This is a genomic window from Bradyrhizobium sp. 23 (assembly GCF_023073295.1).
GTDB lineage: Bacteria > Pseudomonadota > Alphaproteobacteria > Rhizobiales > Xanthobacteraceae > Bradyrhizobium > Bradyrhizobium canariense_D.
In genome coordinates, this window is the sequence record NZ_JADPJF010000151.1 from 85735 (window position 1) to 106970 (window position 21236).

Annotated in this window: 20 protein-coding genes and 1 pseudogene; 12 read left to right on the top strand and 9 right to left on the bottom strand. The window is 64.3% G+C overall.

Annotated elements, in window-relative coordinates; genetic code table 11:
• From IVB32_RS37515 to IVB32_RS37535, 5 genes and pseudogenes are all read right to left on the bottom strand, one after another.
• Nucleotides 1–131 (bottom strand): annotated as a pseudogene (locus tag IVB32_RS37515) (branched-chain amino acid ABC transporter permease); the annotation flags it as partial.
• Nucleotides 128–1045, bottom strand: a complete 918-nt coding sequence (locus IVB32_RS37520; RefSeq protein ID WP_007615745.1) for a branched-chain amino acid ABC transporter permease — start codon at nt 1043–1045, stop codon at nt 128–130. The pseudogene IVB32_RS37515 and the gene IVB32_RS37520, both read right to left, overlap by 4 nt.
• Nucleotides 1046–1354: 309 nt before the next feature.
• Nucleotides 1355–1573 (bottom strand): hypothetical protein, encoded by a 219-nt coding sequence (locus IVB32_RS37525; RefSeq protein WP_026233073.1) that lies wholly within the window; start codon nt 1571–1573, stop codon nt 1355–1357.
• Between the two features lies 1 nt (nt 1574).
• Nucleotides 1575–2234, bottom strand: a complete 660-nt coding sequence (locus IVB32_RS37530; protein WP_018456038.1) for an acyl-homoserine-lactone synthase — start codon at nt 2232–2234, stop codon at nt 1575–1577.
• A gap of 83 nt (nt 2235–2317) precedes the next feature.
• Nucleotides 2318–3046, bottom strand: a complete 729-nt coding sequence (locus IVB32_RS37535; protein WP_018456037.1) for a LuxR family transcriptional regulator — start codon at nt 3044–3046, stop codon at nt 2318–2320.
• A gap of 167 nt (nt 3047–3213) precedes the next feature.
• On the opposite strand from IVB32_RS37535, the gene IVB32_RS37540 reads away from it, so the two are divergent.
• The 9 genes from IVB32_RS37540 to IVB32_RS37580 all read left to right on the top strand — a co-directional run bounded on the left by IVB32_RS37540 (nt 3214) and on the right by IVB32_RS37580 (nt 12259).
• Nucleotides 3214–3390 carry a hypothetical protein gene (locus IVB32_RS37540; protein WP_018456036.1) on the top strand — a complete coding sequence of 59 codons (177 nt, stop codon included), beginning with the start codon at nt 3214–3216 and terminating at the stop codon, nt 3388–3390.
• A gap of 332 nt (nt 3391–3722) precedes the next feature.
• Nucleotides 3723–4661, top strand: coding sequence for a LysR family transcriptional regulator (locus IVB32_RS37545; protein ID WP_018456035.1), 939 nt, complete (start codon nt 3723–3725; stop codon nt 4659–4661).
• Between the two features lie 143 nt (nt 4662–4804).
• Nucleotides 4805–5683, top strand: coding sequence for a shikimate dehydrogenase (locus IVB32_RS37550; RefSeq protein WP_018456034.1), 879 nt, complete (start codon nt 4805–4807; stop codon nt 5681–5683).
• Nucleotides 5684–5737: 54 nt separating this feature from the next.
• Nucleotides 5738–6868, top strand: a complete 1131-nt coding sequence (locus IVB32_RS37555; RefSeq protein ID WP_247413041.1) for an ABC transporter substrate-binding protein — start codon at nt 5738–5740, stop codon at nt 6866–6868.
• Nucleotides 6869–7032: 164 nt separating this feature from the next.
• Nucleotides 7033–7908, top strand: a complete 876-nt coding sequence (locus IVB32_RS37560; RefSeq protein WP_247413042.1) for a branched-chain amino acid ABC transporter permease — start codon at nt 7033–7035, stop codon at nt 7906–7908.
• The gene (locus tag IVB32_RS37565; protein WP_018456031.1) at nt 7905–8903 is read left to right on the top strand and encodes a branched-chain amino acid ABC transporter permease; all 999 of its coding nucleotides are present in this window, start codon (nt 7905–7907) and stop codon (nt 8901–8903) included. The genes IVB32_RS37560 and IVB32_RS37565 overlap by 4 nt, the downstream gene beginning before the upstream one ends.
• On the top strand, nt 8900–9643 hold the full coding sequence (locus tag IVB32_RS37570; protein WP_085357710.1) for an ABC transporter ATP-binding protein: 744 nt from the start codon (nt 8900–8902) through the stop codon (nt 9641–9643). The genes IVB32_RS37565 and IVB32_RS37570 overlap by 4 nt, the downstream gene beginning before the upstream one ends.
• A 10-nt stretch (nt 9644–9653) precedes the next feature.
• The gene (locus tag IVB32_RS37575; protein ID WP_247370462.1) at nt 9654–10391 is read left to right on the top strand and encodes an ABC transporter ATP-binding protein; all 738 of its coding nucleotides are present in this window, start codon (nt 9654–9656) and stop codon (nt 10389–10391) included.
• Nucleotides 10388–12259, top strand: a complete 1872-nt coding sequence (locus IVB32_RS37580; protein WP_085349658.1) for a sugar phosphate isomerase/epimerase and 4-hydroxyphenylpyruvate domain-containing protein — start codon at nt 10388–10390, stop codon at nt 12257–12259. Before IVB32_RS37575 ends, IVB32_RS37580 begins: the two co-directional genes overlap by 4 nt.
• Nucleotides 12260–12418: 159 nt before the next feature.
• On the opposite strand, the gene IVB32_RS37585 is transcribed toward IVB32_RS37580, so the two are convergent.
• Complete coding sequence (locus IVB32_RS37585; protein WP_018456026.1) at nt 12419–13591, bottom strand: ABC transporter substrate-binding protein; 1173 nt, start codon at nt 13589–13591, stop codon at nt 12419–12421.
• Between the two features lie 295 nt (nt 13592–13886).
• Between IVB32_RS37585 and IVB32_RS37590 the strand changes: the two genes are divergently transcribed.
• Nucleotides 13887–15149, top strand: a complete 1263-nt coding sequence (locus tag IVB32_RS37590) for an NAD(P)/FAD-dependent oxidoreductase (RefSeq protein ID WP_018456025.1) — start codon at nt 13887–13889, stop codon at nt 15147–15149.
• Nucleotides 15150–15309: 160 nt separating this feature from the next.
• Here the strand turns inward: IVB32_RS37590 and IVB32_RS37595 are convergent, their stop codons facing one another.
• Entirely contained in the window at nt 15310–16521 is a 1212-nt protein-coding gene (locus tag IVB32_RS37595; RefSeq protein ID WP_247370464.1) for an ABC transporter substrate-binding protein, read from the bottom strand.
• Nucleotides 16522–16565: 44 nt separating this feature from the next.
• Nucleotides 16566–17786, bottom strand: a complete 1221-nt coding sequence (locus IVB32_RS37600) for a cytochrome P450 (protein WP_094183417.1) — start codon at nt 17784–17786, stop codon at nt 16566–16568.
• A gap of 83 nt (nt 17787–17869) precedes the next feature.
• On the opposite strand from IVB32_RS37600, the gene IVB32_RS37605 reads away from it, so the two are divergent.
• The gene (locus tag IVB32_RS37605) at nt 17870–18376 is read left to right on the top strand and encodes a MarR family winged helix-turn-helix transcriptional regulator (RefSeq protein WP_247370470.1); all 507 of its coding nucleotides are present in this window, start codon (nt 17870–17872) and stop codon (nt 18374–18376) included.
• A 358-nt stretch (nt 18377–18734) separates the two neighbouring features.
• Here IVB32_RS37605 and IVB32_RS37610 read toward each other — a convergent pair whose 3' ends face one another.
• Nucleotides 18735–20585, bottom strand: coding sequence for a feruloyl-CoA synthase (locus IVB32_RS37610; protein ID WP_247413043.1), 1851 nt, complete (start codon nt 20583–20585; stop codon nt 18735–18737).
• Between the two features lie 368 nt (nt 20586–20953).
• Between IVB32_RS37610 and IVB32_RS37615 the strand changes: the two genes are divergently transcribed.
• Nucleotides 20954–21236: amidase family protein (locus IVB32_RS37615; RefSeq protein WP_247413044.1), on the top strand; the 283-nt coding region annotated here is incomplete at its 3' end.

Genomic DNA, 21236 nt, shown 5'->3' on the forward strand with positions numbered 1-21236 from the left:
GCCAGGATGACGATGCGGGTGAGCAGCGTCAGGATGAAGATGTTGCCGGATGCTTGCGAATAGAGCGGCAGCAGCACGAGGCCCGCCAGCAGCAGGACCGTGACGACCTTGCTCACAGTGAAAGCCTTCATCGGCGGTTGGCCGGAAACAGCCCCTCCGGACGCACCACCAGCACGATCGCCATCAGCAGGTAGATCAGCATGGACGACAACGCGGGCGCGGCGGTGGAGGCCGCGGCGCCGCTCAGCACCTGCCTCAACAAATTGGGCAGGAAGGCGCGGCCGAGGGTGTCGATCATGCCGACGAAGATCGCGGCCAGGAACGCGCCCCGGATCGAGCCGATGCCGCCGATCACGATGATGACGAAGGCGAGGATCAGGATGTTCTCGCCCATGCCGATCTGCACGGTGAGGATCGGCGCCTGCATCAACCCGGCAAGACCGGCGAGCGCGGCACCGAGGCCGAACACCAGGGTGTAGAGCAGCTTGATGTTGATGCCGAGCGCACCGATCATCTCGCGATTGGAGGCGCCGGCCCGGATCAGCATGCCGATGCGGGTGCGCATCACGCCGAGATAGAGCAGCAGCGCAACCAGCAGCGCCACGACGATGATGGCGAGGCGATAAGCGGGATAGTGAATGCCCGGCAGGATCGGCACCGGCACGGTGAGCCAGGCCGGCAGCGGCAGCGCAAGGCCGGCCGGCCCCCAGATCAGCCGCACGGCCTCGTTGAAGAACAGGATCAGGCCGAAGGTCGCGAGCACGTGGTCAAGATGGTCTCGTCCGTAGAGATGCCGCAGCGCGGTCATCTCGAGCACGATGCCGAGCACGAGCGTCGCGCCGAGCGCCAATAGCGCACCGAGCAGGAAGCTGCCGGTCCAGGCTGCGAAGGTCGCGGCGAAATAGGCGCCCATCATGTACAGCGAGCCGTGCGCGAGGTTGACGAGATCCATGATCCCGAACACCAGCGTCAGGCCGGCGGCGAGCAGGAACAGCAGCAGGCCAAACTGCAATCCGTTCAAGAACTGTTCGACGACGAGCAGCATCAAAACTCTTTCAGGCGCACGCAGGTTCGCGCCGATGTTCGAACACGGTCGCCATCAGTGAAAGAGCTCCCCCTGCCTGGACAAGGCGGAAAAATGGGTAATGGCAGTATCGTTCCGAGGCAAGAGCGATTCGACACCCAACATGCACTTTGTTGCATGCCGATGCATCCGATCGGTCCTGGCCCTGCAATCGGTCTTGCAAGAAGACTGCCGCGCAGGATGGGTCAACCTGCCGCACCCAAACGGATCACCCTCCCTCCGTTGCGGGAGAGAGGGTGTGAATTCGTCGCAACGTGTGGATGGAGACGCCTAGTGCGACGTCATCTGCCGGCGAAGGTCATCCGGCTCGGCAAGCACGCTGTTGGCCGTCGAGGCCTCCAGCGCCGCCATCCGGAACAGATAGGCGAGCGTCGCCAATCCGGTGTCTTCCGCCATCTGCGCGAGTTCGAGCGCCATGTCGGACATGTAGCCCAGATTTTCGTCCTTGATCTGCGCCATGATCTGGCTGTCCCGCATCATGTTCGACATCTCAGGCGCTCTTTCGTTGCGCGGCAGCGAGGCCGCAGAGGTTGGCAAGGGCGATGCAATTGATACGCGGACCGTCCTGTTGGACGATGGAAGGCACGCCGATGCGGTCATGCAGGGCATCGAGCGTCTCGCGGAGAATGTCGATGGTCGCCGCCATGGTCCATGCGTTCTCCACCAGTGCCGGCAGACCGAGCGGGGTCACGACGAAGCCGGCCTCATGAAAGCGCGGCAACCACCAGGTTTCCATGATCGCGCTGACCTGCGCGATCCCCTGACCGAGGCAGAACTCCTGCACGGCCGCCATCAGTTGCAGGTTGAGCGCGCCGTCGCGGCGATCGCGCACGACGAAGTAGCGCGACCATTCCCAGACCAGAGGATCCACCGGGTAGCCGCGCACCGCTGCCAGATGGGGAAAGACCTCGCTCATCATCGAAGGCTTGGTGGTCGGGTAGAGCCGGTGACCGCCGATGACGCGGCGTCCCTCCAGCGCAAGCAGATAAACGGTGTCCTCGTCGTCATAGGAATCGATTTCGCGGCAATCCGGCCTGCGCAGCGTCTCCCAGCGCCGCTCTTCGACGAAGATGTCGTGCCGCAGCCGGAAATGCTGATCGAGCACATCTTCGTAAAGGTGGCGATTTACTGCAGAAATGGCGTGAATCATGAAAACCCCCATTCATCCTCAATGGAGGGCACCCTCTGCGAAAAGAGGATGGTTCGGTATTGGGAAATTTCCCAGTACGTCGCTTAGGGATTGATGATCTTGTTGCGAATCGCCAGTGCTACCGCATGCGTACGGTTGACGGCTCCGAGCTTGCGCCCGGCGGTTGCAAGATGCTCTTCGGCGGTGCGCTGCGTGATGTGCAGGATCTCGCCGATTTCCCAGGCCGATTTGCCCTGCGAGGCCCAGGCGATCACCTCGCGCTCGCGCGGGGTGAGGCGTGCCGAGGGATACGGCGCTGGATCGAGCAGACGGCGAATGTGGTCGAAGCCATACATCGCCATCAGGTGCAGTGCCGGCTTGCTGCGGGGATTGAGGTCGAGATGGACGCCCCCGAGCGACACCGCGGCCTCGTAGCCGGTGAGTCCGTGGATCGGCACAATGAAGCCGCGCGTCATGCGAAAATCGGTGGCGCGGTTCATCACCTCGGCCGCGTTCGGCTCGAGCTCCGCATCATAGGGTGCTTCCGACCATTCGAACGGGTTGACTGACTGGCGGCACAACCGCACCACCGGGTCGAAACGGTCGTAGTTATTTTCGGTGTAGAGACCAAACCAGCCCGCCGGCCAGCGCTTGGCGAGCACCATCTGTGCAAACTGTTGGTCGGGATTGGGCAACCCCGTCACGATGATGGTTTCAAAACCGAAGCGACCAAAGGCCGATTCGAGCGCATTCATGGCGTCGGGCACCTTGCGATAGGCCCCAAGCCCCTCGATGAAGTCGAGCGCTTCCCGGCCATAATCCACGGCGGACATCGGTGCGTTTCCTGACCCTCGCTGTGCGATATAGCACGTCTTTGGGCACTGCCTCAATTCACGCATTCCGTAGTTTCCCGGTATCCCATTGACCCCGAAGGCTTAATCTACTTGTGGAAGAAGGGACGTCAAGATACACCTACAATGTCTGAAGCGGGGAAACCACGATGGAAGACGAGGACATCGCCCTCAACAGCGTGCTCGGCCTGGAACTCAACCGCGTATTTTTCGCCGTCCGCGAAACGGCAAACAAGCAGAAGATCATCGAGTTCGCACGCGGGGTGCTGCAAAGCGAGCGCAGCAAGCCGGCAGAGAGCGCCACGCCGGACGGACCGGCGAGCTAGCACGCAATTGCTGTGAGCGCACGAACGGTCCGTTCGGCGCCATGCCTTCCTCTGATGTGAACCGAACAACCGAACGCGAATGTTTCCTTCCTTCTCCCCTTGTGGGAGAAGTGGCATAGGCGGCCTTCGGCCGCCGTTCTTAAAACAAAACGCCGACGCTGCGCATCGGCTATGGCGCCGGATGAGGGGTTGTTTCCACGCGTTCAAATGCGCGAGGCTCGTGCGGGGAGAGAACCCCTCACCCGTCTCGCGCTATCGCGGCGATCCGCCCTCTCCCACAAGGGAAGAGGGAAAGGCAGCGCCGACCACGATTACCTTCGGATGCCCAGGACATGATGACGCTGCGCCAGGTTGAAGTGATCCGTGCCGTGATGGTGACGGGCACGATCGGCGGCGCGGCGAAGCTGCTGAACGTTTCGGCGCCGGGCATCAGTCGCCTGGTGAAATATACCGAGCGCTCGCTCGGCATCCGCTTCTTCCAGCGCCAGAACGGCCGCTATTTCCCGACGCCGGAAGCCGAGAACATCTTCGAGCAGATCAACGGCGTCTACAAGAAGGTCGACGACCTCTCCGAGATCATCTCCAAGATCGGGCGCGGCGGATTGTCGGAATTGCGCATCGGCTCGGTGCCGAGCATTTCGCAAGTCATGGTGCCGCGCGCGATCGAGCGGGTCCGGCGGCGCTATCCGGATTTGGGCATCGACATCAACATCCTCAAGCTCGAGGAAGCCATCGACTATCTCATGCTCGGCCGCGGCGAGTGCGTGGCGATGAGCTATCGCCTGGAGCATTCCGGGCTCGACTTCATGCCGCTCGCCTCGGGCGAGCTCTATTGCATCGTGCCGCCGGGCCACGAGCTCGCCGGCCGCAAGCAGGTCTCCGCCGCCGAGATCACGCGCTATCCGCTGATCGGCATCGATCCCAATGATCCCTACGGGCGGATCATGGCCGAGATCTTCGCGCGCCACCGCCTCGAGTACAACATCACCATCCGCGCCCGCTTCGGCACCACGGTCTGCGCGCTGGTGAAGGCGGGGCTCGGCATCGCCATCATCGACCAGTTCACGGTGGCCCATGGGGGCTATCCGGGCATCGAGCTGATCAAGATCACCGAGCCGACGCGATTCGACACCTACATCGCGGTGAAGCGCGGCGCGCCGCTGTCGCTTCATGTCGAGTATTTCATCGAGTCCCTGCGCGCGGAGATGCGCGCGGTCGAGCCGTCGCGGGGCAAAGGCAGGGCCGCGCCGCCACGGGCCCGGAAGAGATAACATTATGTTAGGTTTGCAGCACAAAAGGGTAATTGTGTTAGGCCGAGGAAAGGCTATCGTTCCTGGGGGAAGCCCCTTGGAATTGGGCGGATCTCCCCGCTAAAGGCCGGGATCAAACGCTCCCAACGAGACGATAGCGAACCATGTCAAAGCGCGGACCCGCCGCACCCAAAAAGCTCCTGACCGGCCTGATCGGCGCACCCATCGCGCATTCTGCCTCCCCTGCCATGCATGAGCGCGCCGCGGAGGGGCTTGGGCTGCGCGGCCATTACCAGCTCATCGAGGTCGCCGGCGCCGACGCGGGCGGGCTCCGCATGATGCTCGAGGGCGTGCGGCGGCTCGGCTTTGCCGGCGTCAACGTCACTTTTCCCTACAAGGAGGCGGTGGTCCCGCTGCTCGATGAACTGGCACCGGGTGCCGCCGCCATGGGGGCGGTCAACACCGTCGTCGTCAGGAACGGCCGGCTGATCGGCCACAACACCGACACGACGGGCTTTGCGCGCGCCGTCGCGCCGCTGCTGGCGGCCTCTGGAAACGCAGTCGCCGTGATCGGCACCGGCGGCGTCGGCAAGGCGATCGCGTTTGCCTTGGCGAGCCTTGACGTGACCGACATCCGTATCTTCGACAGCGAGCCGGCACGCGCCGAAAAACTCGCCGCGCTGCTCGACAAACAGGGTGGCGCCAGGGTCGCCGCAAGCGTCGAGGCCGCGCTCGACGGCGCAACGGGCCTCGTCAACGGCACGCCGGTCGGCATGCTGCCGAACCGGGAAACGCCGGTCGCGCCGACGCTGCTACGTCAAAACCTGTGGGTCGCCGACGCCGTCTATTCGCCGCTGATCACGCCGCTGCTGGCGGCTGCCCAAGCCAAGGGCGCGCGGATCATGACCGGACGGGAGCTTGCGATCTACCAGGCCGCCGACGCTTTCGAACTGTTCACTGGCCTTGCCCCATCCACCGAGATCATGGGAGAGGCATTCGACGAGGTGATGGCGGCACGAAGCTCGGCCTATCACGCAGCGTAACCGAAACGGCCGGACACAAGGCCGCGGACACATCACGAAACAGGAGGAGAAACCATGAAATCGACTTTGCTGGCGGGCGCCCTGCTTGCCTTCGCGACTGCAACCAGCGTGCACGCCCAGGCGATCAAGCTCGCCGACGTCGCCGAGCTTTCCGGGGGCGGCGCCACCGTCGGCACCAACTGGAAGAACGGCATCGACCTCGCGATCGAGGAGATCAACGCCAAGGGCGGCGTGCTCGGCCGCAAGCTCGAAGTCACTCATGCGGATTCGCAATCCAACCCGGGCGTCGCGCGCGCGCAGGTGCAGAAGGCGCTCGACGCCGAGCCCTATGTGCTGCTCGGACCCGGCTATTCCGGCTCGGTGAAGGTGACCGCGCCGCTGGCGGCCGAAGCCGGCATCGCGCAGATCATGGGTGGCGAAGCCGCCGAGCTGACGCAAGGCGGAAACAAATTCCTGTTCCGCACCTCGTTCGGCCAGCAATCCTCGATGCCGAAGGTCGCCAAATACATTCACGACGACATGAAGGCGAAGTCGGTCGCCGTGGTCTGGGTCAACAATGACTTTGGCCGCGGCGGCCGCGATGTCGTCGTCAAGGAGCTCGACCGTCTCGGCTCCAAGGTCGTCGCCGATCTCTCCACCGAGGCGGGCCAGGCCGATTTCGCCGCCGACGTCGGCAAGATCAAGGCCGCCAATCCCGACGCCGTATTCGTCTATTTGAACGAGGAAGAGAGCGCACGCATCCTCAAGGAGCTGAAGCGCCAGGGCGTCACCGCACCGCTGATGGGCGAGACCACGCTGATCGGCCAGAAGGTGATCGAGCTTGCGGGCGATGCCGCCAACAGCGCGCGCGGCCATGTCGGTCTCACCACCGACGCGCCGGTCGACCTGATCAAGGCGTTTCGCGACAAGTTCGCGAAGAAGTACAATTACGTGCCCGACCATAACGGGCTGAAAGGCTATCTCGCGGTCTACATGGTGAAGGCCACCACCGACAAGATGGGCAAGGTCGATTCCAAGGCGTTCGCCGACACCCTGCATGGCCTGACCATCAAGGCCGCCGACGAGCCGGGCATCCTGATGGACGTCACCTTCAGCGAGACCGGCGACATCGACCGCCAGAGCTTTCTGGTCGAGGTGGTCGAAGGCAAGCAGGTCGTGAAACAGGTGCTGCCGAAGGTGAAGTGAGGCGGTTCGCCTCTCCCCGCGTGCGGGGAGAGGCCGGAATTTGCGCAGCAAATTCCGGGTGAGGGGGAGCTTCCGCGAGTCCAACTGCCCCCGTCCTCGCGGAGACTCCCCCTCACCCGAACCCTCTCCCCTCAAGCAGGGAGAGGGGGTGGAGGGAGGGGAAAATGTCCAATCTGTTCGATCTTCTGGTCGCTGGACTTGCCACCGGCGCGATCTATGCGCTAGTCGCGGTCGGCTTCACGCTGCTGTGGCAGACTTCGCAGACCATCAATTTCGCGCAGGGCGAGTTCGTGATGCTGCCGGCGTTCCTGATGCTGGCGGCGATGCATGCCGGCGCGCCGTTCTGGCTCGCGATCATCCTTGGCATCCTGCTCTCGATGCTCCTGCTCGGCCTCGCCTTCAAGATGCTGCTGGTGGATCCGATGATGCGCCACGGCGTGCTGCCGCTCGCGATCGCGACCATGGCGCTCGCGATCGGCCTTAAGGAGGCCGTAAAACAGTTCTTCAGCGCCGAAGCCTCACCCTTCCCCTCGATCGTGCCGACCGGGGACGTCTCCATCCTCGGCCATGCCGTCTCGCTGCAAAGCATCGGCGTCCTCGGCCTCGCCATCCTTGCCGTCTTCGGCTTGACCGCGCTTCTCAACCGGACCTCGCTCGGCCACCAGATGCAGGCGGCGGCGCAGAACCCGACGGTGGCGCGCATCATCGGCGTCCCGGTCGAGCGCATGATTCTCCTGACTTTCCTGATCAACGCGTTCCTGGTCGCTCTCGCCTCGCTGTTGATCACGCCGATCTACCTCGCGAAATTCACGTCGGGCGAGGTACTGGGCCAGGCCGCCTTCATCGCCGCGATCGTCGGCGGGTTCAACCAGGTGCGCGGCGCGATCGCAGGCGGCCTCCTGATCGGCGTGCTCGACAATCTCGCGGCCGCCTATGTTTCAACGCAGTACCGCGCCGCCGTGCCTATGATCTTCCTGATCGCCGTCATCCTGTTCCGACCGCAGGGCTTGCTCGGCCGTGCCGAGGAGCGCACCGTATGAGCGGCTTCGCCAAACCTCTCAAGATCGCGTTCGGCCTCATCGTGGTCGCTGCGCTGATCGTTGTCCCCATGAACTTCAACCGCTATGGCCTGTTCATCCTGAGCCAGTGGGCGGTGATGGCCATCGCCGCAATGGGCCTCAACCTCACACTCGGTTATGCCGGCCAGGTCTCGCTGGCGCAGGGCGCCTTCGTCGGCATCGGCGCTTACGCCGCGGCGATCATGACCACGCATGGCTGGCCGCTGCCGGCGGCGATCGTCGTCGCGATCGGCTTGAGCTTCGCGGTCGGCTGGGTGCTCGGCTATCCCGCGCTGCGGGTGCAGCATCACTACCTCGCCTTCGTCACGCTCGCCTTCTCCACGCTGGCCTTCCTGGTATTTCGCAACGAGAGCTGGCTCACCGGCGGCATCTACGGCATCTCCAATATTCCGCGTCCGCACATTTTCGGCATCGCGACCAACAAGCCGCTGCCGTTCTACTATGTCTGTCTCGGCTCGCTCGCGATCGTGTCGCTCGCGGTGTGGTGGCTGATCCGCTCGCCCTGGGGCCGCGCCTTCATGGCGCTGCGCGAAAACCCGCTGCGGGCGCAGTCGCTGGGCGTCGACACGCGGCGCTATACGCTGATGGCGTTCGCGATCGGCTCGGCGCTCGGCGGCGTCGCGGGCGCGCTCTATGCCCCGCTGACGCAATATATCGATCCCGTGCCGTTCAACCTGTCGCTCTCGCTCGACCTCCTGATGATGGTGATCGTCGGCGGCGCCGGATTCTTCCTGGGTCCGTTCCTCGGCGCGATGATCGCGGTGCTGTTGCCGGAGTGGCTGCGCTTCACCGAGGGCTATTATCTGATGCTCTACGCGATCGCGGTGATGGGGCTGCTGATCTGGTCGCCGACCGGCATTTTGGGAATCCTCGACCGCTATCTCGCCGAACGCCGCACCAAGGCGGCCTCCGCCCAGCGCGCCGTCGCAAAGTCCCGGCTGGAGACAGTGCAATGAGCGCGGTCCTCGAAGTCACCGACATCAAGAAGAATTTTGGCGGCATCAGCGCCGTCGGCGGCGTCTCTTTCGACGTCCGCGAGGGCGAGATCCTCGGCCTGATCGGCCCGAACGGCTGCGGCAAGTCGACCCTGTTCAACTGCATTCTCGGCCAGCTCACGCCGAGCGGCGGCGAGGTCAAGCTCGACGGCAAGGTCGTCACGGGCTTGCGACCCGCCGAGCTCAACAAGCTCGGGGTCAGCCGCACCTTCCAGCTCCTGCAGGTGTTCCCCAAACTCTCGGTGCGCGAGAACCTGATCCTCGCAGGCCAGGAGCACCAGGGCAGCATGGCCTCGCGCCTGGTCGGCCGCTCCGATGCCGGACTGACGGAGGCCGCCGACCAGATGATCGGCTTTTTCAAGCTCGATCATCTCGCCGACGAGCCGGCCGGCGGGCTCTCCTACGGCCAGCAAAAACTGCTCGACGCCGCCATGGCCTTCATGGGCGGACCGCGCCTGGTGCTGCTCGACGAGCCAGCCGGCGGCGTCAACCCGTCGATGTTGACGGATCTGAAGGAGCGGCTGGTGGCGATCAACCGCGAGAAGAACGCCACCTTCGTCGTGATCGAGCACAACATGGAATTCGTGATGTCGCTGTGTTCCCGCGTGATGGTGATGGCGGAGGGCAAGGTGCTGGCGATGGGACGACCGGACGAGGTGCGAAAGAACCCCGCCGTGATCGAAGCCTATCTCGGACATTGAGGAACCAGCCATGAGCGATCCGATCCTCTCGGTTCACAATCTCGTCGGCGGCTACGGCAAGATGACGATCCTGAACGGCACCACTTTCGCCGTGCCGCAGGCCACCATCACCACCATCATCGGCCCGAACGGCGCCGGGAAGTCCACCGTGTTCAAGGCGATCTTCGGCCTGCTCAAGCTGCGCGAGGGCAAGATCAACTTCGCCGGCCGCGACGTCACCAATTTGAGCCAGCGCGCGCTGCTCAATGCCGGCATCTGCTACGTGCCGCAGGGCCGCAACATCTTTCCCGAGCTGTCGGTGCGCCACAATATCGAGCTCGGCGGCGTTTCCGCCGGCAAGGGCATTGACCTGCAGAGCCGGATCGAGGCCGCGCTCGATCTGTTCCCGGCGCTGCGGCGAAAATCAACCCAGCAGGCCTCCACGCTGTCCGGCGGCGAGCAGAAGCAGCTCGAAATCGCTCGCTCGCTGCTGCTCGAGCCAAAGCTCGTGCTGATCGACGAGCCCTCGATCGGCCTGTCGCCACTGATGGTGCAGCAGACTTTCGACATCCTGAAGAGCTTGCGCGACCGCGGTGTCACCATTCTGATGATCGAGCAGAACGCCCGCTCGGCGCTGGAGATTTCCGACATCGGGATCGTGCTCGAGCTCGGCCAGACCCGCATGGTCGACAAGGCGGAGCGCATTTTGAATGATTCCCGCATCGGACAATTGTTCCTCGGCGGCGCGATGGAGGACAATGCAGCATGACCAAACGCTCGATCGCAACGGTCTCACTCTCCGGCGCTCTCGACGAAAAGCTCCGCGCCATCGCATCCGCCGGATTCGACGCGGTCGAGATTTTCGAGAACGATCTGCTGTCGTTCGGCGCAGGTCCGCGCGACATCGCAAAGCTCTGCGGGGACCTCAATCTCGAGATCTGTGCGTTTCAGCCGTTCCGCGATTTCGAGGGCATGCCGGAGCCGCAGCGTTCGCGAAACTTTGCCCGCGCCGAACGCAAGTTCGACCTGATGCAGGAGCTCGGCACCGATCTGCTGCTGATCTGCTCCAACGTGTCGCCGGCCGCGCTCGGCGGCATCGACCGCGCCGCGGATGATTTTCGCGAGCTTGGCGAGCGCGCGGCCAAACGGTCTTTGCGCGTCGGCTACGAGGCATTGGCCTGGGGACGCCACGTCAACGATTACCGCGATGCCTGGGAGATCGTGCGGCGCGCCGATCACCCCGCGATCGGTGTCATCCTCGACAGCTTTCACGCACTGGCCCCTGGCTTTCCGGTCCGCGCGATGGCCTCGATCCCCGGCGACAAGATCTTCCTGGTCCAGCTTGCAGATGCGCCGAAGCTCGAGCTCGACATCTTGTCGTGGAGCCGGCACTTCCGCTCCTTCCCCGGCCAGGGCGACCTGCCGGTCGGCGAGTTCATGGCGGCGATCGCGGCGACCGGCTATGCCGGGCCGCTGTCGCTGGAGATCTTCAACGACCAATTCCGTGCCGGCTCGGCCGTGCAGACCGCGGTCGACGGCCTGCGTTCGCTGATCCTGCTGGAGGACCAGCTTGCACCGGATTGGCCAAAGCTCATCGGCGAACCCTTGGCGCCCAAGCCCAAAAGTCGCGGCACGGGATTCATCGAGTTTGCCGTCAACGAGACCAAGGCCGGCGAACTCGCCCGCCTGCTCGCGCAGCTCGGTTTCCGCAAGACCGGCAAGCATCGCAGCAAGGCGGTGGAGCGCTGGTCGCAAGGCAAGGTCGAGCTCGTCGTCAACTCCGAGACCGACGGCTTTGCGCATTCGCACTACGTGACGCATGGCCCCGGCGTCTGCGCCATCGCGCTCGATGTCGACAATGCCGGCCTCGTTATGCAGCGCGCCGAAACACTGAAAGCGCGCACCTTCTATCAGCCGGTCGGGCCGGGCGAGCTCGAGATTCCCGCGATCCACGGCGTCGGCGGCAGCCTGCTTTACTTCCTGGACCAGGCCGGCAAGAACTGGGACACGGATTTCGAACAGGTACCGAGCGACGCTCGCGCGGACGCCCTGCTGGCCGTCGATCACATCGCGCAGTCGATGCCCTATGACGAGATGCTGTCGTGGCTGCTGTTCTACACCGGCATCCTCGACCTCAAGCGGCTGCCGCAGATGGAGATCGCCGATCCCAGGGGCCTCGTGCAAAGCCAGGCCGTCATCAACGGCGACCAGAGCCTGCGCTTCGTGCTCAACGGCTCATCCGCCAACCGCACGCTGCCGGCCCGCTTCATCTCGGAGTTTTTCGGCTCGGGCGTGCAGCACGTCGCATTTACGTGCCGGGATATCTTTGCGGCAGTCGCGGAGATGCGCAAGCGCGGCGCGGATTTCCTGGATATCCCGGATAATTACTACGACGACGTCGAAGCCAGATACGACCTCGCACCCGAGCTGATGAGGCAGCTGCGCGCCAACCACATTCTCTACGACCGCGAGGGCGACGGAGAGTTTTTCCAGGTCTACACCCACATCTTCGACGAGCGGTTTTTCTTCGAGATCGTGGAGCGGCGGGATTATCAGGGCTTCGGCGCGGCCAATGCCGGGATCAGGCTTGCCGCGCAAGCGCGCGAGGTGCGGCCCGCGAGCATGCCGCGCGTGTAGCTTACTTTCCCTCTCTCCTTGTGGGAGAGGGTGGCTTGCCGCAAAGCGGCGAGACGGGTGAGGGGTTCTCTCCGCGAGACCTTACTTTTGAATACGCGGAAACAAACCCCTCATCCGGCGCTTCGCGCCACAAGGGGAGAAGGGGCATCGTGCTTGTGGCTACTTCATCGCGCATTTGTCGTGGAAGCGATCCTGGTCGTTCTCGACGATGGTCGCGACCGTCTTCAGCGAGAGCTGGCCTTCGCCGTCCTTGACCACGTCCTGGAGGTAGAAGTTCTGCACCGGGATGTGGTTCTTGCCGTACTTGAACGGGCCGCGCAGCGACTTGAAGTTGGCCTTCTCCATCTCGGCCTTCATCGCGTCCTTCTTGCTGGTGTCGCCCTTCACCGCGACCACGGCGCTGTTGATGAGCTGGGCCGCGTCGTAGGCTTGCGCGCCGTAATAGGTCGGACGCAGCCCGGGGTACTTCTTGCGATAGTCGGCGACGAAGCGCTTGTTCTGCTCGTTGGGCAGATCATTCACCCATTCCTGCGCACCGGGCACCCCGAGCGCGTTCTCCTTTTGCAGCGGCAGCGACAGCTCGTCGACGGTGAAAGCCGTGTAGAGCGGCATCGTGCTCTTCAGCCCGGCCTGTGCATATTGGTTGAGGAACTGCACGCCGGCTGCACCGGGATAGAACACGAAGATCGACTCGGCGCCCGAGGCGCGCGCCTTGGAGAGCTCGGCGGAGAAGTCGAGCTGGCTCGGCCAGACCGTGTATTCCTCGCCCTTGACCTCACCCTTGAACGTGCTCTTCACGCCCGCGAGCATGTCCTTGCCGGCGGCGTAGTTCGGGCCGATCAGGAACACGCTCTTGACTCCCTTCTGGTTCATGTAGAGACCCATGGCGGCCGGCGTCTGGTCGTTCTGCCACGAGGTCGAGAACACGTAAGGCGAGCAGAGCTCGCCCGCGAGCTGCGACGGACCGGCATTGGCCGAGATCAGGAAGGTCTGCGAGTCCACCGCGGTCTTGAGCGAGGCCAGCAGCACGTTCGACCAGATGTAGCCAACGATGAAGTCGACCTTGTCGGACTGCACCAGCTTCTCGGTCTTCTGCTTGCCGACGTCGGGCTTCTGCCCGTCGTCCTCGTAAATCACCTCGACCGGCTTGCCGTCCATCTTGCGGCCGATGTGATCCAGCGCGAGCTCGAACGAATTGCGCATGTCGTTGCCGATCACGGCGGTCGGGCCGCTGAAGGTCGAAACGAAGCCGATCTTGATGGTGTCGCCGGCGGATGCCGGGCCTGCCAGCACCAGCGCCGCTGCGCCCGCCAGCCAGAATGCCGTCCTCATAACACTCCCCTCCATATTATTATGCCCGGAAGCAGGGTGATTGCCGCCCCGGGGTCATCTCTATTGAACGCAAAATCTGTCGCGCCGCCAATGGTTCAGCGCCCGCCCTGCATCATATTTCGCCCCGAACGGCGATAGCAAGAAATATAATTCTACTTACTTCGGCTAAGGCTGCGGCGCTTTCTCGCGGGCGCGATACACCCGGCCTATGCCTCGATTGACGACGGCTATTGGACCGCGGCGCCTGATCAGCGTTTAGATGAGGATAGAGCCGCGAGATTCGGAGGGGCGCATCATGACCACGACACCGCACCGCGTCGTCATCGTCGGAGCCGGTTTCGGCGGGCTGGAGGCGACCCACCGGCTCGCCGGCAGCCCGGTCGAGATCACGCTGATCGACCGCCGCAACCATCATTTGTTCCAGCCGCTGCTCTATCAGGTCGCCACCGCCTCGCTCGCCACCAGCGAGATCGCCTGGCCGGTCCGGCACCTGATGCGCGACCGGCGCGATGTGACGACGCTGTTTGCGACGGTCAGCGGCGTCGATGCCGACAGGCGCTGCGTGCTGATCGACGACGGCAGCGAGGTGCCTTACGACACGCTGGTGCTCGCCACCGGCGCGCGTCACGCCTATTTCGGCCACGACGAATGGGAGCAATGGGCCCCGGGTCTTAAAACACTGGAGGACGCGACCACGCTGCGCCGTCATATCCTGGTGGCGTTCGAGCGCGCCGAGCGTGAGACCGATCCGGCCAAACGCGCGGCACGATTGACTTTCGTCATCGTCGGCGCCGGCCCCACCGGCGTCGAACTCGCCGGCACCATCGCCGAGATGGCGCACCACACCTTGCCAGCCGACTTCCGCAACATCGACACCAACAAGGCGCGCGTGGTGCTGATCGAGGCGGGTCCGCGGGTGCTGGCAGGCTTTCCAGATGATCTCTCGGCCTATGCCCAGGCCTCGCTGGAGAAGATCGGCGTCGAGGTCGTGCTCGGCCAAGCCGTCACTGAGATCAACCGCGAGGGCGTGGTGTTCGGCGGCAAGCTGCTCGAAGCCAAGACACGAATCTGGGCCGCCGGCGTGCGCGCCTCGCCCGCGGCGGAATGGCTGGGCGCACCGGCCGATCGCGCCGGGCGCGTCCAAGTGGAGGCCGATCTTACGATCCCCGGTCATCCCGAGATCTTTGCAATTGGCGACACCGTTTTGATCAACGCCTGGGACGGCAAGCCTGTGCCCGGCATCGCGCCGGCCGCCAAGCAGCAGGGCCGTCACGTGGCCGAGACCATCAAGGCCCGGCTGCGCCAGGAGCCGACAGGCCCGTTCCGCTACAAGCACTCCGGCAGCCTCGCGCAGATCGGCAAGCGGCTGGCGGTGATCGACTTCGGCCGCATCAAGCTGCGCGGCACCATCGCGTGGTGGATCTGGGGCATCGCCCATATCTACTTCCTGATCGGCTTGCGCCACCGCCTCAGCGTCGCCCTGAGCTGGCTCTGGATCTACGCCCGCGACCAGCGCGCCGCGCGGCTGATCACGCAGGGATCGAGCAAGGTGGTGTAGGGGCGTTCCTCTCGTGTCCCGGACGCGGCGCGGCATGAAATGACGCGACGCAGAGCCGGGACCCAGCAGCCATGGGACTCAGAAGTCATGGGACTCAGCAGTCATGGGCCCTGCCTCTGCAGCGCAGCGCTACGCGCCGCAGTTCGTTCGGGCACGAGACCTACTTCACCAACTCACATCCACCTTCCGCCAGCGGCCGAAACGCCTGCTCCGCTGAGATCGTCGAAACCAGCTTGTAATAGTCATACGGATATTTCGACTCCTCCGGCTTCTTCACCTCGAACAGATACATCGGATGCACGACGCGGCCGTCCTGGCGAATCGCGGTGTCGCCGAACAGCTTGTCCTTGCCCTTGAACTTTTTCATCTCAGGCACGGCGTCCTTGGCATTGTCGCTGCCGGTGGCGGCGACTGCGTTCAGATAAGCCAGCGTGGAAGCATAAACACCGGCCTGGTTGCCGCTCGGCATCTTGCCGTTCATACCCGGCCGCACCGCGAAGCGCTTGGCGAAGGCGCGGGTGTCGTCGTTCATGTCCCAATAGAAGGCTTCCATGAGCTGGAGCCCTTGCGCGACCTTGATGCCCATGCCGTGGACGTCGTTGATGAAGAGCAGGAAGGCGACGAGCTTTTGTCCGCCCTGCTGGATCCCGAACTCGGCCGCCTGCTTCACCGCGTTGATGGTGTCGCCGCCAGCATTGGCGAGCCCGATCACCTGCGCCTTCGAGCCCTGCGCCTGCAACAGGAAGGAGGCGAAGTCGGAGGTGCCGAGCGGATGCTTGCTGGATCCGATCACCTTGCCGCCGTGCGCCTCGATGTATTTCTGGGCTTCCGCTTCGATGCCCTTGCCGAGGGCGTAATCGACCGTGAGGAAATACCAGTCCTTGCCGCCGCGCGACATCATCGCGGCCGCCGTGGTGTTGCCGGTCGCCCAGGCGTCGTTGACCCACTGGATAGTGTTGGGGGAGCAGGCCTTGCCGGTGAGATCGGAGCTCGCGGTGGACGACGCCAGGAACGTCATGCGGCTGTCGCGCAGCAGCGTGTTGATGGAGAGGCCAACGGCCGAGTTCGGCACGTCGACGATGGCGTCGACGCCCTCGACATCGAGCCATTTGCGCGCGATTGCATTGCCGACGTCGGCCTTGTTCTGGTGATCGGCATAGACGATCTCGACCTTGATGCCTTTGCCGCCGCCGTTGAAATCCTCAGCCGCCATGCGCGCGGCCTCGACCGAGCCCATGCCGTTGGTGTCCTGGAAGATGCCGGAGATGTCGTTGAGCACGCCGACGCGCACGACATTGTCCGAGATCTCGGCATTTGCCGCGCCGCCAATCAGGCTCGCGGCCAGCGCAAGCGTCCACTTCAAGTTCTTCATTGTTCCCTCCCCTGTCGTATTTGTTGTTTGCGATGACGACAGCGTCAGGCTGGCGTGATGCTCACAGGCAGGCTGTCGAGCCCGCGCAGCGTGTTGTTGAAGCGGCGCTGCGGCTCGCCCATGATCTCGATCTTTGCGATCCGGCGGGCCAGCGCCGCGAGCATCGTCTCGCCTTCGAGCCGCGCGACCAGCTGGCCGACGCACATGTGAATACCTGAGCCATAGCCAACATGGCCGGACGTGCGGCGGGTGATGTCGTAGCTGTCAGGCTTGTCCCAGCGCCGCGGATCGCGATTGGCAGCCGCCAGAAACATCAGCACCTTCTCGCCCTCACCGATGGTCGCGCCTGACAGTTCGACTTCGCGCGTGGTCGTGCGGAAGAAGGTCTGCACCGGGCTTTCAAAACGAACGGCCTCCTCGAAAGCGTTGCGCGCCAGCGTGAAATCGCCGCGCAACCGCTGCCACTGCTCAGGGAAGCGCGCGAGACAGTAGACCGCTGCACCGATGCCGTTGACCGTGGTGTCGAGGCCGGCCGACAAGAGCGAACGCACCAGCAGCGGCGCTTCGGAGGCGGTGATGGCACCCTCGTCGACATGGGCGTGGATGCAGGCGCCGATGCCGCCGGGCGTGAGGTTGTCCCGCTGGCACTGCTCGGTGACGTAGGCCTGGTGCGGCGCCGAGCGCGCGAGCGCCTCGTTGCGCAACTGGTTCGGCGGGCCGAAGGCGTTGAACACCAGGCTCGCATAGGGAATGAGATTCTCGCGTCCATCAGGCTTCAGCCCGAGCGCATCTGGGAAGATCGACAGCGGATAGGCCTCGGCAAGGTCCGTGATGGCATCGAAGTTGCGCTTCTCCAGCAGCGCGTCCACACGCTCTTCCGCTGCCGCGGCAAAACGGTCGCGCAGCCCCTTCATCACCGTCGGCGACAGCACCTTTGAGAGCACGGCGCGGGTGCGGGTGTGCTCGGGAGGATCGGCCTCAAGGATCAGGCTGGGCGGCCGCCACGGCGTCTCCTTCGCGAAATCGGCGAGGCCGACGCCGCGGCTGGAGCAGAACGTTGCGGGATCGTTCAGCACGGCATGAACTTCGGCATAGCGCGCCACGCCATAGACGTTCCACTTGTCGAGATAGACGACAGGTCCCGCCTCCCGCAGCAGCTCATGCGTGGGATAGGGATCGGCGAAAAAATCCATCGCGAATGGATCGACGTCGAGATGCGGGACGGCCGACGAACCGTTAATTTCCTGGGAGATGGAAGTGCTCATGGAAGTCCTCCCTCATTTTGAACTTGTGAAAGGGCCGCGCTTACCTTTAGGTCTCCAGACACGCCGCGAGACAGAATCCCGACATGCCGCCGCCTTCGACCAGAGCCCGCCAGAAACCTGCGCCCGCCGAGACGGGACCGACGCTCGATCTCGACCGCTACGTCCCCGCGTTCATCACCTTCATCGCCAACAAGCTCTCGAACAGCGCCACCGCGTTCTATCAGCGAGAGTTCGGCGTCAACGTCACGGAATGGCGGATCATGTCGCTGCTCGCGATCGAGCCCGGCATTCCCGCCTCGCGCATCTGCCACGTCATCGGTTTCGACAAGGGCCCGGTGAGTCGGACGCTGGCCGGCCTGGAAAAGCGGGGGTTGATCTCGATCCGTACCGATCCCAATGACGGGCGCACCCATTCGATCTCGCTGACGGCGAAGGGCCGCGCCATCCATGACAAGGTGATCGTCGCTGCATTCGAGCGCGAACGGCGCCTGTTGTCCTGCCTGGACAAGGGCGAGCGCGAGGTGCTGATCGACCTGTTGCGCCGCCTGCATGAAAATCTCGGCGCGGTGACCGGCAGCACCGGGACCTGACGGGCCACACAGCGGGCGCTGAGCCCTGTCATTTCCAGGCATGCGCCAACATTCGCCGGCGGCACCCTCTCTGCCGAGCATAGCTTCCTCCGATCCGACGCGGCGGTTCCTCCCGCCGTCATCCGTGTCTGGAACGGTTCGCATAAATTAGTTGCTTGGGCAACAAAAGAATCGTGCAGCATAATGCGGCAGGGCGGCTGGCGTAGTTGGGTTTGCCGAGCTCTCTTGTCCCGGACGCGCTGCAGCGTGAAACGCTGCTGCGCAGAGCCGGATCCATAGATGCCAATCACGAAGAATGGCCCCGGCTCTGCAGCGCATCACTGCGTGCTGCGCTGCGTCCGGGGCACAGGCCCAAGCGCTACACCCCGATCCACTCGCCCGGCGCATCGTCATCCAACCGCGCCACCGCATCGGCGCGGCGCGTCAGCACCGCGCGCTGGTTGATGTAGCCCTTGTCGGTGATCTCGCCGCCGTCGACCGACGGCGGCTCGGCGAGCAGCAGGGCACGCGTGGCATGGCCGGAGGAGTTGGCGCCGTGTTGCTTCAGTTTCGCCAGCCCCCGCGCGATCGCGGCTCTGATCTTCTCATGCGCGAGCACGTCGTTCACGCCTGCGGTCTCGGGCAGGCCGGCATGCGCGCGGCACGCAGCGATGCTCGGAAACACCAGGAAGCGCACCTCGTCGCCGCCATGGCCGGTGACGACGATGTCCTGCGCGAGCGGCGCCAGCGCGGCGATGCCGGCGAGGCGCAGTGTGCCGACACTGACCCAGGTGCCGGAATTGAGCTTGAAATCCTCCGCGACGCGGCCGTCAAAGAATAGGCCGCGTTCGGGCCGGTTCGCGTCGGCGAACTTCACGGCATCACCGATGAGATAAAAGCCCTCGTCGTCAAAAGCCTGCCTGGTCAGCTCCGGCGCCTTCCAATAGCCCGGCGTGACGTTGGGGCCGCGCACGCGCACCTCCAGCTTGTCGCCGGAGGTAACGAGCTTCAGTTCGGTGCCGGGAATGGGCACGCCGATATTGCCCGAGCGCTCCGCGAGGAAATGGCAGTCGGTGGCCAGCGGCGACGTCTCGGTCGAGCCCCAGGCCGAGACCATCGGCATCGCGCGGCCAACAGTCTTGACGGAGAGTTCTTCCAGCGCATCCCAGAGATTCTGCGGCAGCGCCGCACCGGCGTAGAACGCGAATTTCACCTCGCTGAAGAAGCGGCGACACAGCTCCTCGTCGCCGCGCAGCGCCGCGATCAACATGTCGAAGCCGCGCGGCACGTTGAAATAGACGGTCGGCATCACGCTTCTGAGATTGGCGAGCGACATCGCAAACAGACCGGGCGCCGGCTTGCCGCCGTCGATATAGAGCGAGCCGCCATTGCGCAGCACGAGATTGAAATTGTGGTTCGCGCCAAACGTGTGGCTCCAGGGCAGCCAGTCGAGAATGACCAGATCGTCGCGCGCCTGTTCGAGAAAAGTCCAGGTCTGCGCCTTGGCCTGCTGGCTGGACGTCAGCATGCGCTGGGTGTTGATCACGGCTTTCGGCGTGCCGGTCGAGCCCGAAGTGAACAGGAGTTTTGCGATCGTATCGGGCGTCACCGCGGCGAAGGCCTTTGCGACGTCGGGGCTCTCGGGCGTTGCCGCGATAGTGCGAAAGGTCAGCGCATCGGCATCGTCGGCATTGCCGCTGATAATCTGCGCGCTATGCAGCGGCTTGATCGCGGCCAGCGCCACCGCAAACGGCCTCGTCGCGGAGACATAGATCGCGGCGGGCTCAAGCAACGCGATCATGCTCTTGAGCTTGTCGAAGTCCTTTGACATCAGGGAATAGGCCGGCGAGATCGCCGCCGAGGGCACGCCGACATGCTGCGCCGCCAGTGCCAGCAGCGCATGATCGATGCTGTTGTCGGAGAGGATCGCGAGCGGGCGCTCCGCGCCGAGACCGTGCGCCAGAATCCAGGACGCCGCCGCGCGCACCTGGCGCAGCGCCTGCGCATAGGTAACGGTGCTCCATGGCGCTTCGGCACTGCTGCGCTCGGCGAGGAAAATCGCGTCGGGCCTCTGCCGCGCCCATTGCTCCAGCCAGTCGCCGACGCAGCGCGCGCCATCGCGCAGAGGCTCGGGCGAGCGCAGCACGATGCTGCCGTCGGCGCGATGCTCGGCAACGGTTCTGGGTGTCGCAAACAGGCTCGAAGCATCACCGCGTGGGGCGGCTGTCATGGTTTCCTCCTCGCCCGGAAGCCGGGACCGGTCGCAGCCTCGTCGCGGACCGCGTTGGCCAGCATGTTGGCCACGACAATTGTTGGGGCGCAAGCTGGGGCCAGGTGGGACGGCCCGCCGCCGTTCAAAGGGCTGGTCGCCGCGCATCCGCGGCATGGATTGCTGGCTGCACCTGATCTAGCTGCCTATTATTTGCGCAAATGCTCGTAACAGGGCGCTGACACGAAGGTCCGCCGGAGCTCGAAATATCCCACAAGCCACTGATCTCTCGGTAATATCCGCAGCACTTGTCCTGCCCGGATTCTGTACACAATGGCACATCGCTTGCTTCGATCGGGGTGAAGAGACGTAGCCGGAGATTTGTCGCCATGAAGGCTGAAATGGGGGCTGAGCAGCCTGAAACGGTCGCCGCGATCGTGGCCGCGCATCGCGCGGGCACGCTCACACCGGCGCAGACGGTCGCGCGCACCTATCAGCGCATCCGCGACCACAACGACCCCGCCGTCTTCATCAGCCTGCGCGACGAAAAGGACGCGATCACGGAGGCCGAGAAGCTCGCCACCAAGGACGCCGCCAGCCTGCCGCTCTATGGCGTGCCGGTCGTGGTGAAGGACAATATCGACGCGCTGGGATTTCCGACCACCGCGGCGT